Annotated in this window: 8 protein-coding genes; all 8 read left to right on the top strand. The window is 68.4% G+C overall.

Features of this window, described 5'->3' with window-relative positions; all coding sequences use genetic code 11:
- Positions 1 to 72 precede the first annotated feature (72 nt).
- The 8 genes from rplJ (at position 73) to fusA (ending at position 14,243) form a co-directional block, all read left to right on the top strand.
- Positions 73 to 606, top strand: a complete 534-nt coding sequence (gene rplJ / locus ACTIDRAF_RS0207245; protein ID WP_016698055.1) for a 50S ribosomal protein L10 — start codon at positions 73 to 75, stop codon at positions 604 to 606.
- Between the two features lie 69 nt (positions 607 to 675).
- A complete protein-coding gene (gene rplL, locus ACTIDRAF_RS0207240; RefSeq protein WP_016698054.1) occupies positions 676 to 1,059 on the top strand; it encodes a 50S ribosomal protein L7/L12 in 384 nt (127 codons plus the stop codon).
- A 673-nt stretch (positions 1,060 to 1,732) separates the two neighbouring features.
- Positions 1,733 to 5,227 (top strand): DNA-directed RNA polymerase subunit beta, encoded by a 3,495-nt coding sequence (gene rpoB / locus ACTIDRAF_RS0207235; RefSeq protein ID WP_016698053.1) that lies wholly within the window; start codon positions 1,733 to 1,735, stop codon positions 5,225 to 5,227.
- A gap of 78 nt (positions 5,228 to 5,305) precedes the next feature.
- The gene (locus ACTIDRAF_RS0207230) at positions 5,306 to 9,217 is read left to right on the top strand and encodes a DNA-directed RNA polymerase subunit beta' (protein WP_016698052.1); all 3,912 of its coding nucleotides are present in this window, start codon (positions 5,306 to 5,308) and stop codon (positions 9,215 to 9,217) included.
- Positions 9,218 to 9,374: 157 nt separating this feature from the next.
- Positions 9,375 to 10,607, top strand: coding sequence for a sensor histidine kinase (locus ACTIDRAF_RS31845; protein WP_016698051.1), 1,233 nt, complete (start codon positions 9,375 to 9,377; stop codon positions 10,605 to 10,607).
- A gap of 600 nt (positions 10,608 to 11,207) precedes the next feature.
- On the top strand, positions 11,208 to 11,582 hold the full coding sequence (gene rpsL, locus ACTIDRAF_RS0207220) for a 30S ribosomal protein S12 (RefSeq protein WP_016698050.1): 375 nt from the start codon (positions 11,208 to 11,210) through the stop codon (positions 11,580 to 11,582).
- A gap of 2 nt (positions 11,583 to 11,584) precedes the next feature.
- Complete coding sequence (rpsG, locus tag ACTIDRAF_RS0207215; RefSeq protein ID WP_016698049.1) at positions 11,585 to 12,055, top strand: 30S ribosomal protein S7; 471 nt, start codon at positions 11,585 to 11,587, stop codon at positions 12,053 to 12,055.
- 88 nt (positions 12,056 to 12,143) lie between these two features.
- Positions 12,144 to 14,243, top strand: coding sequence for an elongation factor G (gene fusA / locus ACTIDRAF_RS0207210; protein ID WP_026065862.1), 2,100 nt, complete (start codon positions 12,144 to 12,146; stop codon positions 14,241 to 14,243).
- The last annotated feature ends 48 nt before the right edge of the window (positions 14,244 to 14,291 follow it).

Below are 14,291 nucleotides of genomic sequence, written 5' to 3'. Positions count from 1 at the left end.
CGTCGTCTCTGGGGTCTGACTGTCAACCAGCAGACCCGAGCTGTCCGTTCAGCTAGAGAGAGGAGGCGACACATGGCAAGGACCGACAAGGTCGACGCGGTTACCGAGATCTCCGACCGGTTCCGCAACTCGTCCGCCGCGGTGATCACCGAGTACCGCGGTCTGTCCATGGAGCGGCTCACCGAGCTGCGTCGCGCTCTTGGCGAGGGCGCCACGTACCGGGTCGCGAAGAACACGCTGGTGAAGCGCGCCGCCGAGGACGCGGGGATCGAGGGTCTCAGCGACCTGTTCATCGGCCCGACCGCGATCGCCTTCGTCGAGGGCGAGCCCGTCGACGCCGCGAAGGCACTGCGTAACTTCGCGAAGGACAACAAGGCGCTCGTCATCAAGGGCGGGTACATGGACGGCCGTGCGCTGTCCGTGGACGAGGTCAACCAGATCGCGGACCTCGAGTCCCGCGAGGTCGTGCTGGCCAAGCTGGCCGGTGCCCTCAAGGCGAACCTGGCCCAGGCCGCCGCGGTGTTCGCCGCGCCCGCCTCGAAGATGGTCCGCCTCGCGGCCGCTCTCGAGGAGAAGAAGGCCGGCGAGAGCCCGGCCGAGGGCTGACCGCCCTCACCCCCACCCCCAGCGCCCTGGAGGACCAGGTCGCCCCGAGCTAGGAAGGAAGACGTCACCATGGCGCAGCTGACCAACGAGGAGCTGTTGGAGCACTTCGGCGGCATGACCCTGCTGGAGCTCTCCGCCTTCGTGAAGGCGTTCGAGGAGAAGTTCGAGGTCACCGCTGCCGTCGCCGCCGCCGCGCCGGCCGGTGCCGCGGCCGCCCCGGCCGAGGCCGTCGAGGAGAAGACCGAGTTCGACGTGGTCCTCGAGGCCCCCGGCGACAAGAAGATCCAGGTCATCAAGGTCGTCCGTGAGGTCGTCACCGGCCTGGGCCTCAAGGAGGCCAAGGAGCTGGTCGAGGGCGCGCCGAAGCCGATCCTGGAGAACGTCAAGAAGGACGTGGCCGACCAGGCCAAGGAGAAGCTGGAGGCCGCTGGCGCGACCGTCAGCGTGAAGTGATCCCGGCGGCCCGAGGCCGCTGATCACCCGCGGAGGGGTGGTTCCGTCAGGTGACGGGGCCACCCCTTCGGCGTGGGTAGGGGTGGTTGCCGTCCGGATCGCGGTGCGGCCGCCGGCCGGGGGTGTCCTCGGCCGGTGCGGCCGACCGACTGGCCCACCGAAAGTGAGCAATGTCTCACTCTCAGCCAGCCCTCCTCGGGCGCGTCCCGGCTCGTCGTGGACCGGGTGCGGCGCTGGCCAGTGCTTCTCGTCTCTCCCGGTGGTCGGGCGCGGGGTTCCGGCGCCCTCGGCCCCGGGTGTCGCCGAGGAGCGAGGGGTGGCATCCTGTCGGCGCTGCCAAATAAGATCGGAAGCGCCAGATGGGCGGGCCAGTCGCGCGGACCGCCCGTGGTCACGAGTCGTAACACCACGTTCCACCACAGGGGTGATCGAGGCGAAGCGTCTTGACTGAGCGCCCTCCCGCGGTCAGTCTGTTAGCAACGCGAGTGGCGGGCTGGCCGCCCCCACTCGACAGTCGCCCTCTTCGCGGCTAGACTGCTTCTTTGCGCTGCCCTCGTTCTGCTTGCCCTGGTTTCGGGCGTAGGATGCGGGCACCACTGCACCCTTGACAGCTGTGTTAGCCGGCTGCTAGCGCCGCTGCTTAGCCAGCTACCAGTCCCTGGAAGGACGCATCTTGGCAGTCTCCCGCGCGACCAAGGCCACTGCTGCGACCAACTCCACGTCGGGGATACCCGGGGCACCCAAGCGGGTCTCGTTCGCGAAGATCCGTGAGCCGCTCGAGGTGCCCGACCTGCTGGACCTCCAGGTCCAGTCGTTCGAATGGCTCACCGGGGCCGACGAATGGTTCCAGCGCCGCATCGACGCCGGAGAGGACGCCCCCGTCGGCGGCCTCGAGGAGATCCTCAACGAGATCTCCCCGATCGAGGACTTCTCCGGTTCGATGTCCCTCTCCTTCTCCGACCCGCGCTTCGACGAGGTCAAAGCCTCGGTCGAGGAGTGCAAGGACAAGGACATGACGTACGCGGCCCCGCTGTTCGTCACCGCGGAGTTCACCAACAACACCACCGGCGAGATCAAGAGCCAGACGGTGTTCATGGGTGACTTCCCGATGATGACGAACAAGGGCACGTTCATCATCAATGGCACCGAGCGGGTCGTTGTATCCCAGTTGGTTCGTTCCCCCGGCGTCTACTTCGACCACGCGGTCGACAAGACGACGGACAAGGACGTCTACAACGTCAAAATCATTCCCAGCCGGGGCGCCTGGCTGGAGTTCGACGTGGACAAGCGCGACACCGTCGGTGTCCGCATCGATCGCAAGCGCCGTCAGCCGGTCACCGTCCTGCTGAAGGCCCTCGGCTGGACGACCGAGCAGATCCGCGAGCGGTTCGGGTTCAGCGAGACCCTGGTCGCCACGCTCGACAAGGACCACACCGCTGGGCAGGACGAGGCCCTGCTGGACATCTACCGGAAGCTGCGGCCCGGCGAGCCGCCGACCCGGGAGAGCGCGCAGACGCTGCTGGAGAACCTGTTCTTCAAGGACAAGCGGTACGACCTCGCGAAGGTGGGCCGCTACAAGGTCAACAAGAAGCTCGGTCTGAACCTGCCCGTCGAGTCCGGCACGCTGACCGAGGACGACATCGTCACCACCATCGAGTACCTGGTCCGGCTGCACGCCGGCGACACCAGGATGACCAGCGGTGAGGGCGAGGAGGCGACCGAGGTCCCCGTCGAGGTCGACGACATCGACCACTTCGGCAACCGGCGGCTCCGCACGGTCGGCGAGCTGATCCAGAACCAGATCCGGGTCGGGCTCTCCCGCATGGAGCGCGTCGTCCGCGAGCGGATGACGACCCAGGACGTCGAGGCCATCACGCCGCAGACCCTGATCAACATCAGGCCGGTGGTCGCCGCGATCAAGGAGTTCTTCGGAACGTCCCAGCTCTCGCAGTTCATGGACCAGACCAACCCGCTGGCGGGGCTGACGCACAAGCGCCGGCTCTCCGCGCTGGGTCCGGGCGGTCTGTCCCGGGAGCGCGCGGGCATGGAGGTCCGCGACGTGCACCCGAGCCACTACGGCCGGATGTGCCCGATCGAGACGCCGGAAGGCCCGAACATCGGCCTGATCGGCTCCCTCTCCTCCTACGCGCGGGTCAACCCGTTCGGCTTCATCGAGACCCCGTACGCGAAGGTCGAGGGTGGCCGGGTCACCGACCAGCTGGACTACCTGACGGCCGACGAGGAGGACCGCTTCGTCATCGCGCAGGCCAACGCGCCGGTGGGTGACGACGGCAACTTCCTCGAGGAGCGCGTGCTGGTCCGCCGCAAGGGCGGCGAGGTCGAGTTCATCAGCCCCGAGGGCGTGGACTACATCGACGTGTCGCCGAGGCAGATGGTGTCGGTCGCCACGGCGATGATCCCGTTCCTCGAGCACGACGACGCCAACCGCGCGCTGATGGGCGCGAACATGCAGCGCCAGGCGGTGCCGCTGCTGCGCAGCGAGTCCCCGCTGGTCGGAACTGGCATGGAGCTGCGGGCCGCGGTCGACGCCGGTGACGTGCTGGTGGCCGAGAAGGCCGGCGTCATCGAGGAGCTGTGCGCCGACTACGTGACGGTCATGGCCGACGACGGCACCCGCCAGACCTACAAGCTGCACAAGTTCCGCCGCTCCAACCAGGGCACCTGCATCAACCAGAAGCCGATCGTCGCCGAGGGCGACCGGGTCGAGGTGGGGCAGGTCATCGCGGACGGCCCGTGCACCGAGAACGGTGAGATGGCGCTGGGCAAGAACCTGCTCGTGGCCATCATGCCGTGGGAGGGGCACAACTACGAGGACGCGATCATCCTGTCCCAGCGCCTGGTGCAGGACGACGTGCTCACCTCGATCCACATCGAGGAGCACGAGATCGACGCCCGGGACACGAAGCTGGGTGCCGAGGAGATCACCAGGGACATCCCGAACGTCTCCGAGGACGTGCTGGCCGACCTCGACGAGCGGGGCATCATCCGCATCGGAGCCGAGGTGCGGGACGGCGACATCCTGGTCGGCAAGGTCACTCCCAAGGGTGAGACCGAGCTGACGCCGGAGGAGCGGCTGCTGCGCGCCATCTTCGGTGAGAAGGCCAGGGAGGTCCGCGACACCTCACTGAAGGTGCCGCACGGCCAGAACGGCAAGGTCATCGGCATCCGGGTGTTCAGCCGGGAGGACGAGGACGAGCTGCCGCCCGGGGTCAACGAGCTGGTGCGCGTGTACGTGGCGCAGAAGCGGAAGATCCAGGACGGCGACAAGCTCGCCGGCCGGCACGGCAACAAGGGCGTCATCGGCAAGATCCTGCCCGCCGAGGACATGCCCTTCCTGCCCGACGGCACCCCGGTGGACATCATCCTGAACACCCACGGTGTTCCGCGACGGATGAACATCGGCCAGGTCCTCGAGACCCACCTCGGGTGGATCGCCAAACGGGGGTGGAGCATCGAGGGCGACCCGGAGTGGGCGGCCAAGCTGCCGGAGGACCTGCGGCAGGCCGACCCGGGCACCAACACCGCGACGCCGGTCTTCGACGGTGCCAAGGAACACGAGATCACCGGTCTGCTCGCGTCCACCCTGCCCAACCGGGACGGCGAGCGGATGGTGAAGGCGGACGGCAAGGCACAGCTGTTCGACGGTCGGAGCGGCGAGCCCTACCCGTACCCGGTCGCGGTCGGCTACATGTACATCCTGAAGCTGTCCCACCTGGTGGACGACAAGATCCACGCCCGGTCCACCGGCCCGTACTCCATGATCACCCAGCAGCCGCTCGGCGGTAAGGCGCAGTTCGGTGGTCAGCGCTTCGGTGAGATGGAGTGCTGGGCCATGCAGGCCTACGGCGCCGCGTACACGCTCCAGGAACTGCTCACCATCAAGTCCGACGACGTCCTGGGCCGGGTCAAGGTCTACGAGGCGGTCGTCAAGGGCGAGAACATCCCGGAGCCCGGTATTCCGGAGTCGTTCAAGGTGCTGCTCAAGGAGCTGCAGTCGCTGTGCCTCAACGTGGAGGTGCTGTCGAGTGACGGCGCTGCGATCGAGATGCGCGACGGTGACGACGAGGACCTCGAACGTGCCGCCGCCAACCTCGGAATCAACCTGTCACGGTCCGAGTCGCCCTCCGTCGACGACGTCGTGAACTGACCCGCGCTGCTCACCTCCGACAGCCGCCCCCACCAGGCCGTCACGGCCTGAACCAACGATCAGGGGAGAAGAACCGACGTGCTGGACGTCAACTTCTTCGACGAGCTTCGTATTGGCCTGGCCACCGCTGACGACATCCGCCAGTGGTCCTTCGGCGAGGTCAAGAAGCCGGAGACCATCAACTACCGCACGCTCAAGCCCGAGAAGGACGGCCTCTTCTGCGAGAAGATCTTCGGCCCGACCCGGGACTGGGAGTGCTACTGCGGCAAGTACAAGCGGGTCCGGTTCAAGGGCATCATCTGTGAGCGCTGTGGCGTGGAGGTCACCCGCGCCAAGGTCCGGCGGGAGCGGATGGGCCACATCGAGCTCGCGGCCCCGGTGACGCACATCTGGTACTTCAAGGGTGTGCCCAGCCGGCTCGGGTACCTGCTCGACCTGGCGCCGAAGGATCTCGAGAAGATCATCTACTTCGCCGCCTACGTCATCACCTCGGTGAACACCGAGCTGCGCCACAACGACCTGTCCACGCTGGAGAACGAGTTCAGCGTGGAGCGCAAGCGGGTCGAGGAGAAGCGCGACGCGGACATCGAGGCCCGGGCGCAGAAGCTCGAGACCGACCTGGCCGAGCTCGAGGCCGAGGGTGCCAAGAGCGACGTCCGGCGCAAGGTCAAGGAGGGCGGCGAGCGCGAGATGCGCCAGCTCCGGGACCGCGCGCAGCGTGAGCTGGACCGCCTGGACGAGATCTGGGAGACCTTCACCAAGCTGGAGCCCAAGCAGCTCATCGCTGACGAGCTGCTGTACCGGGAGCTCTACGACCGGTACGGCGACTACTTCACCGGCGGCATGGGCGCGGAGGCCATCCAGACCCTGCTCGGCAACTTCGACATCAAGGGCGAGGCCGAGAACCTGCGGGAGACCATCCGCAGCGGCAAGGGGCAGAAGAAGCTGCGTGCCCTGAAGCGGTTGAAGGTCGTCGCGGCCTTCCAGGCGACGGGCAACAGCCCGCAGGGCATGGTGCTGGACTGCACCCCGGTGATCCCGCCGGACCTGCGTCCGATGGTCCAGCTCGACGGTGGCCGGTTCGCCACCTCGGACCTGAACGACCTGTACCGCCGGGTCATCAACCGGAACAACCGCCTCAAGAGGTTGATCGACCTCGGCGCGCCCGAGATCATCGTCAACAACGAGAAGCGGATGTTGCAGGAGGCCGTCGACGCGCTGTTCGACAACGGCCGCCGAGGGCGTCCGGTGACCGGCCCGGGCAACCGGCCGCTGAAGTCGCTGTCCGACCTGCTGAAGGGCAAGCAGGGGCGGTTCCGGCAGAACCTGCTCGGCAAGCGCGTCGACTACTCCGGCCGGTCGGTCATCGTGGTCGGCCCGCAGCTCAAGCTGCACCAGTGCGGGCTGCCCAAGAAGATGGCGCTGGAGCTGTTCAAGCCCTTCGTGATGAAGCGGCTGGTGGACCTCAACCACGCGCAGAACATCAAGTCCGCGAAGCGGATGGTGGAGCGGTCCCGCAGCCAGGTGTGGGACGTCCTGGAAGAGGTCATCACCGAGCACCCGGTCCTGCTGAACCGGGCGCCGACCCTGCACCGGTTGGGCATCCAGGCCTTCGAACCCCAGCTGGTCGAGGGCAAGGCGATCCAGCTGCACCCGCTCGTGTGCGAGGCGTTCAACGCCGACTTCGACGGTGACCAGATGGCGGTGCACCTGCCGCTGTCGGCCGAGGCGCAGGCCGAGGCCCGGATCCTCATGCTGTCCAGCAACAACATCCTGTCGCCGGCCTCCGGCCGGCCGCTGGCGATGCCCCGGCTGGACATGGTGACCGGTCTGTTCCACCTGACGAAGCTGCAGGAGGGCGCCGTGGGAGAGGGCCAGGCCTTCTCCTCCCCGGCCGAGGCCATCATGGCCTTCGACCGCAAGGCGCTGTCGCTGCACGCGAAGGTCAGGATCCGGTTGCTCGACCAGGTCCCGCCGCGGGGCGCCGAGCCGGAGGGGTGGGAGCCCGGGGAGCCGTGGCTGGCCCACACCACCCTGGGCCGGGTCCTGTTCAACGACCTGCTCCCGGCCGACTACCCGTTCATCGACGAGGTGCTGCCCAAGAAGCGGCAGGCCACGATCGTGAACGACCTGGCCGAGCGGTACCCGATGGTCACCGTGGCGCAGACGCTGGACAAGCTCAAGGACGCCGGCTTCTACTGGGCCACCCGGTCCGGGGTGACGCTGGCGATCTCCGACGTGGTCGTTCCCGCCAACAAGCAGGAGATCCTCGACAAGTACGAGCGCGAGGCCGACCGGATCGAGAAGCGCTACCAGCGTGGTGCGCTCTCGCACGCCGAGCGGAACAGCGAGCTCGTGAAGGTCTGGCAGCAGGCCAAGGACGAGGTCGCCGAGGAGATGGAGCGGAATTTCCCCGAGGACAACCCGATCCCGACGATCGTGAAGTCCGGGGCCGCCGGAAACATGACGCAGGTCGTGCAGCTCGCCGGCATGCGCGGGGTCGTGTCGAACACCAAGGGCGAGTACATCCCGCGTCCGATCAAGTCCAACTTCCGCGAGGGCCTGTCGGTGCTGGAGTACTTCATCTCCACGCACGGCGCCAGGAAGGGTCTGGCGGACACCGCGCTGCGGACCGCCGACTCCGGTTACCTGACCCGTCGTCTGGTCGACGTCTCGCAGGACGTCATCGTGCGGGAGATCGACTGCGGCACGGAGCGCGGCATCTTCATGCCGATCGCGACCCGGGCCCACGACGGGACCCTGGTGCGGGACAACCACGTCGAGACGAGCGTGTACTCGCGCAGCTCGGCGGAGGACGTCACCGACGCCGACGGTGGGCTGCTGCTGGCCAGGGGCGCGGATCTCGGTGACACCGCGATCGACGCCCTCACCAACGCGGGCGTGACGCGGGTGAAGGTCCGCAGCGTGCTCACCTGCGAGTCCGCGATCGGCGTCTGCGCCACGTGCTACGGCCGGTCGATGGCGACGGGCAAGCTCGTCGACGTCGGTGAGGCGGTCGGCATCGTCGCGGCCCAGTCGATCGGTGAGCCGGGTACGCAGCTGACGATGCGGACCTTCCACCAGGGTGGTGTGGCCGGCGATGACATCACCACCGGTCTGCCGCGTGTGACCGAGCTGTTCGAAGCCCGCATCCCGAAGGGCAAGGCCCCGATCTCCGAGGTCGACGGCCGCGTCCAGATCGAGGAGGGCGAGCGGTTCCGGAAGATCACCATCATTCCGGACGACGGCAGCGAGGAGATCGTCCACGACAAGCTGTCGCGGCGGCAGTGGCTGGCGACGGTCTCGCGGGACGGCACCGAGCGGCCGTTGCAGGACGGTGACCACGTCACCGTCGGGCAGCAGCTGCTGGAGGGCGCGGTCGACCCGCACGAGGTGCTCCGCATCATGGGGCCGCGGGAGGCGCAGCTCCACCTGGTGCGCGAGGTGCAGCGGGTGTACCGGACGCAGAGCGTGGCCATCCACGACAAGCACATCGAGGTGATCGTCCGCCAGATGCTGCGCCGGGTGACCATCATCGACTCGGGGTCGACGGAGTTCCTGCCGGCGTCCTGGGCCGAGCGGAGCGAGTTCGAGGCCGCGAACCGGCGGGTCGTGGCCGAGGGCGGCGAGCCCGCCTCCGGCCGGCCGGTCCTGATGGGGATCACCAAGGCATCGCTGGCCACCGAGTCGTGGCTGTCGGCGGCGTCCTTCCAGGAGACGACCAGGGTGCTCACCGACGCCGCGATCAACGGCAAGAGCGACAAGCTGGTCGGCCTGAAGGAGAACGTGATCATCGGCAAGCTGATCCCGGCCGGTACGGGCATCAACCGCTACCGGAACATCCAGGTGCAGCCGACGGAGGAGGCGCGGGCGGCGGCGTACGCCATCCCGTCCTACGACGACGGCTACTACACGCCGGACGTGTTCGGGACCGGCACCGGTGCCGCGGTGCCGCTGGACGACTACGACTTCGGTCGCGACTACCGCTGAGCGTTCTTCAGCGGAACCGGAAGTGCCTGACCCACGGGGGGCGCGCCACAGGGCGCGCCCCCCGTGGCGCGTTCCGGGGTGGGGCGATGGCGGCGGTCATCCCGGGCGGTGAACGGAACCGGCACGCGGCCGGCCCGGTGGTCGCTACGGTGCCGGGGTGACCGCAGGCCAGCCCCTCGACGTGCTGCGCCGTCGTTCCCGGAACGCGGTGCTGAGCTCCGCCCTCGGTTGGGGCAGCGTGCTCGCCGTCCTGGTCGTCCTCCAGCCGGTACCGGACGGGCCCCAAGCGGTGCTCCTGACCGGGGCCGCGGTCTTCGCGGTGCTGCACGCGGCCTGCGTGCGCCACGCGCTCCGGTCCCCGACGGCCAGGGTGCCGGTCAGGTTGTCCGGTCCCGCGCTGGCGGTCGCGGTGTGCCTCGGCGTCGTCGGAGGCGGGTTCGCCGCCGTGGCCGGGGTGGACGCCCCGCCCGGCGGCTGGGGAGCCGGTGCTGGCCTGCTCTGGCTCGCGGTGCCGGGCATCGCCGTGGCGGACGTCGGCGTTGGACGTTCGCGGCGCCAGCTGACCAGCGCCACGGCCGCCGTGACGGGCGTCGTGTGCCTCGGCGTCGTCGTGGTCACGCTGGTGCTCGGCGGCGCCTCGGCGCCCTGGGGAGGGCTCGCGTTGCCGGTGGTGTTCGGGGTCCTGGCGATACCCCTGGTCGTCTACTCGGACTTCCGCGTGCTGGAGTCGTGGCGGTCGGCGGCGGAGCTCGACCGCGCCCAGCGGATCGCCGTCGAGATGGCGGGGCACCGGGAACGGATGCGGCTGGCGGAGGACCTGCACGACATCCTGGGGCACACCCTGGAGGTGGTCGCGCTGAAGAGCGAGCTGGCGTTGCGACTCCGGGAGGTGGATCCGGAGCGGGCCGACGCCGAGATCGCGGAGACGCACCGGCTGGCCAGGGACGCGCTGCGGGAGGTCCGGGACGTGGCCAGGCGACGCCGGGGAACGGAGCTGGGCGCCGAGATCGTGGCCGTCACGCACCTGGTGGAATCGGCCGGGATCCGGGTGACGACGGCCGGCACCCGAGCGGTTCCCGGGGCGGGGACACCGTCCTCAGCGGTCCTCGGCCGGGTGCTGCGGGAGGCGACGACGAACCTGCTCCGGCACTCCGACGCGAGCTGGTGCGAGATCACGGTGCGGGAGGACGACGGGGGAGTCGAGCTCGTCGTCCGCAACGACGGCGTCCGGGCCACCCCGGGGGAACCGGCGTCGGGAGGTGGCCTCGAGGGCCTGGGGCGGCGGCTCGGCGAGCTCGGCGGGCGGTTGACCGCCGGTGCGGCGGGGGACGGCGTGTTCGCGCTGGCCGCGCGGGTACCGTCCTCGGCGTCGGTCCGGGGGGCGTCGTGATGGTGTGCTGGTCGCCGATGGCGTGCCGACCAGGGGCAGCGGTGGCACGCCCCGCTGGACGTGGCGGGCACCGCCGTGGCGGTGGGGCAACGCGGGGCGGGAGCGGCTCCCCGCCGGGCGGCGAACGGATCGTTGCCCGGTCGTGGCGGCGTGGTGGTGGCCGGATGAACGGGGTGCGGGGTGGTTGGCCTCGCGTGGCGCACGCCACGGCTCGGCGCGGATCCGGGGGGTTACGGCCCCGCGTCCCGCCGGTAGGCTTGGCGGCAGAGTCCCGACCCGGTGCGAACCAGGTGGTATGTGGTACCCGTTTTGACCCCGCGTTCGGGCAGCAGGTATCTTTGCCACTCGGGCCCAATGCGCATTGGGTCGGTCCGTGTGCCTGTGAGCGGCGGTATTGAGACCGTGGTCGTCACTGCACAGCGGAACTCCTCCCGACATCCCGCAGGGGAAGCTTCACGCCACGGGACCGAGAAGAGGGCGACACGCCCGACCTCGGGTTACGGGGGAGGGCGAACTACACAGAGCCATACATACCGCCTGACGTGCTCAAACGTACAACAGCGAGCACCTAGGGCCGCGAACGGAAGAAGTAGCCGGTCCATGCCCACGATCCAGCAGCTGGTCCGCAAGGGCCGTGAGGACAAGGTCGCGAAGACCAAGACCGCGGCGCTCAAGGGGAGCCCGCAGCGGCGCGGCGTATGCACCCGCGTCTACACCACCACCCCCAAGAAGCCGAACTCGGCGCTGCGCAAGGTGGCCCGTGTGAGGCTCACGAGCGGCATCGAGGTCACGGCCTACATCCCCGGTGAGGGCCACAACCTCCAGGAGCACTCGATGGTGCTCGTTCGCGGTGGCCGTGTGAAGGACCTCCCCGGCGTGCGCTACAAGATCATCCGCGGTTCGCTCGACACCCAGGGCGTCAAGAACCGCAAGCAGGCCCGCAGCCGGTACGGCGCGAAGAAGGAGAAGAGCTAAAGATGCCCCGCAAGGGTCCGGCCCCGAAGCGGCCGCTGATCTCCGATCCCGTCTACGCCTCACCTCTGGTGACGCAGCTCATCAACAAGGTGCTCAGGGACGGCAAGCGCTCGCTGGCTGAGAAGATCGTCTACGAGGCCCTGGAGGGCACCCGGGAGAAGACCGGCACCGACCCGGTCGTCACGCTCAAGCGTGCCCTGGACAACGTGAAGCCCACCCTGGAGGTGCGCAGCCGCCGCGTCGGTGGCGCCACCTACCAGGTGCCCGTGGAGGTGCGCGCCGGTCGCTCCACCACGCTGGCTCTGCGTTGGTTGGTGTCCTTCGCCCGGCAGCGCCGGGAGAAGACGATGGTCGAGCGGCTGATGAACGAGCTGCTGGACGCCAGCAACGGCCTGGGTGCGAGCGTCAAGCGGCGCGAGGACACCCACAAGATGGCGGAGTCCAACAAGGCGTTCGCGCATTACCGCTGGTGATTGGAGTAGCTCGGCGCGTACCCGCGTCGGGTCTTCGACCACCCCACAGACAGCTAGGACCAGCTGATCAAGAACGGGGAAGAGTCTCGTGGCACGCGAAGTGCTGACTGACCTGGCCAAGGTCCGGAACATCGGCATCATGGCCCACATCGACGCCGGCAAGACCACCACGACCGAGCGGATCCTGTACTACACCGGGATCAACTACAAGATCGGCGAGGTGCACGACGGCGCGGCGACGATGGACTGGATGGAGGAGGAGCAGAAGCGCGGCATCACCATCACCTCCGCCGCGACCACCTGCTTCTGGGGCGACAACCAGATCAACATCATCGACACGCCTGGCCACGTGGACTTCACCGTCGAGGTCGAGCGGTCCCTGCGGGTGCTCGACGGCGCCGTCGCCGTCTTCGACGGCAAGGAAGGCGTCGAGCCGCAGTCCGAGCAGGTCTGGCGGCAGGCGGACAAGTACGAGGTTCCGCGCGTCTGCTTCGTCAACAAGATGGACAAGCTGGGCGCCGACTTCTACTTCACCGTCCGCACCATCGAGGAGCGCCTCGGCGCCAAGCCGCTGGTGATCCAGCTGCCGATCGGCTCGGAGAGCGACTTCGCCGGTGTCGTCGACCTGGTGGAGATGCGCGCGCTGACCTGGCGCGGCGACGTCCAGAAGGGCGAGGACTACACGGTCGAGGAGATCCCGGCGGAGCTCGCCGAGAAGGCGGCCGAGTACCGGGAGAAGCTGCTCGACGCCGTCGCCGAGACCGACGACGAGCTCATGGACGCCTACCTCAATGGCGAGGAGCTGACGGTCGAGCAGATCAAGGCCGGTATCCGCAAGATCACCTGCGCCCGCGAGGCGTACCCGGTGCTGTGCGGCTCCGCGTTCAAGAACAAGGGCGTCCAGCCCATGCTCGACGCGGTGATCGACTACCTGCCCTCGCCGTTGGACGTCCCCGCCGTGCACGGCACGCTCCAGGACGGCGAGACGCACGCCGAGCGCAAGGCGAGCGTGGACGAGCCGTTCTCCGCGTTGGCCTTCAAGATCGCGGTGCACCCGTTCTTCGGCAAGCTGACCTACGTCCGGGTCTACTCCGGCAAGGTGGCCAGCGGCACCCAGGTGGTCAACGCCACCAAGGAGCGCAAGGAGCGCATCGGGAAGCTCTTCCAGATGCACTCCAACAAGGAGAACCCGGTCGACGAGGCCAGGGCGGGCCACATCTACGCGGTGATCGGTCTCAAGGAGACCACCACCGGTGACACGCTGGCCGACCCGCAGGCCCCGGTCGTGCTGGAGTCGATGACGTTCCCGGCTCCGGTCATCGAGGTCGCGATCGAGCCCAAGACCAAGAGTGACCAGGAGAAGCTCTCCACGGCGATCCAGAAGCTCGCCGAGGAGGACCCGACCTTCCAGGTCAAGCTCGACGAGGACACCGGTCAGACGATCATCAAGGGGATGGGCGAGCTCCACCTCGAGGTGCTGGTCAACCGGATGAAGAGCGACTTCAAGGTCGAGGCCAACATCGGCAAGCCGCAGGTGGCCTACCGGGAGACCATCCGGAAGACCATCGAGAAGTACGAGTACACCCACAAGAAGCAGACCGGTGGTTCCGGTCAGTTCGCGCGGGTCATCATCAAGCTCGAGCCGCTGGAGAGCACCGAGGGTGCCCTGTACGAGTTCGAGAACAAGGTGACCGGTGGCCGGGTCCCGAAGGAGTACATCCCCTCGGTCGACCAGGGCGCGCAGGACGCGATGCAGTACGGCGTCCTCGCCGGGTACCCGCTGGTGGGTGTGAAGCTCACGCTGCTCGACGGTGCCTACCACGAGGTCGACTCCTCGGAGATGGCGTTCAAGGTGGCCGGCTCGATGGCGTTGAAGGAGGCGGCCCGCACCGCGAGCCCGACCCTCCTCGAGCCGATGATGGCGGTGGAGGTGACGACGCCCGAGGACTACATGGGTGACGTCATCGGTGACCTGAACTCCCGCCGTGGGCAGATCCAGTCCATGGAAGAGCGCAGCGGCACTCGCGTCGTCAAGGCGCTCGTCCCGCTGTCGGAGATGTTCGGGTACGTGGGTGACCTGCGGTCGAAGACCCAGGGTCGCGCCAACTACTCGATGCAGTTCGACTCCTACGCCGAGGTTCCGCAGAACGTCGCGAAGGAGATCATCGCGAAGGCGACGGGCGAGTGATCCAGCCCACCTGAGCGGAGGGCCGCCACCGTCGGCCGACGGTGGCGG

Source organism: Actinoalloteichus spitiensis RMV-1378 (genome assembly GCF_000239155.1).
GTDB lineage: Bacteria > Actinomycetota > Actinomycetes > Mycobacteriales > Pseudonocardiaceae > Actinoalloteichus_B > Actinoalloteichus_B spitiensis.
This window is presented reverse-complemented; position numbering and strand designations above follow the sequence as displayed.

Excerpts from the sequence above, each read along its gene's own strand:
- rplJ (WP_016698055.1), top strand. The coding sequence starts at position 73 with ATGGCAAGGACCGACAAGGTCGACGCGGTTACCGAGATCTCCGACCGG.
- rplL (WP_016698054.1), top strand. The coding sequence starts at position 676 with ATGGCGCAGCTGACCAACGAGGAGCTGTTGGAGCACTTCGGCGGCATG.
- rpsL (WP_016698050.1), top strand. The coding sequence starts at position 11,208 with ATGCCCACGATCCAGCAGCTGGTCCGCAAGGGCCGTGAGGACAAGGTC.
- rpsG (WP_016698049.1), top strand. The coding sequence starts at position 11,585 with ATGCCCCGCAAGGGTCCGGCCCCGAAGCGGCCGCTGATCTCCGATCCC.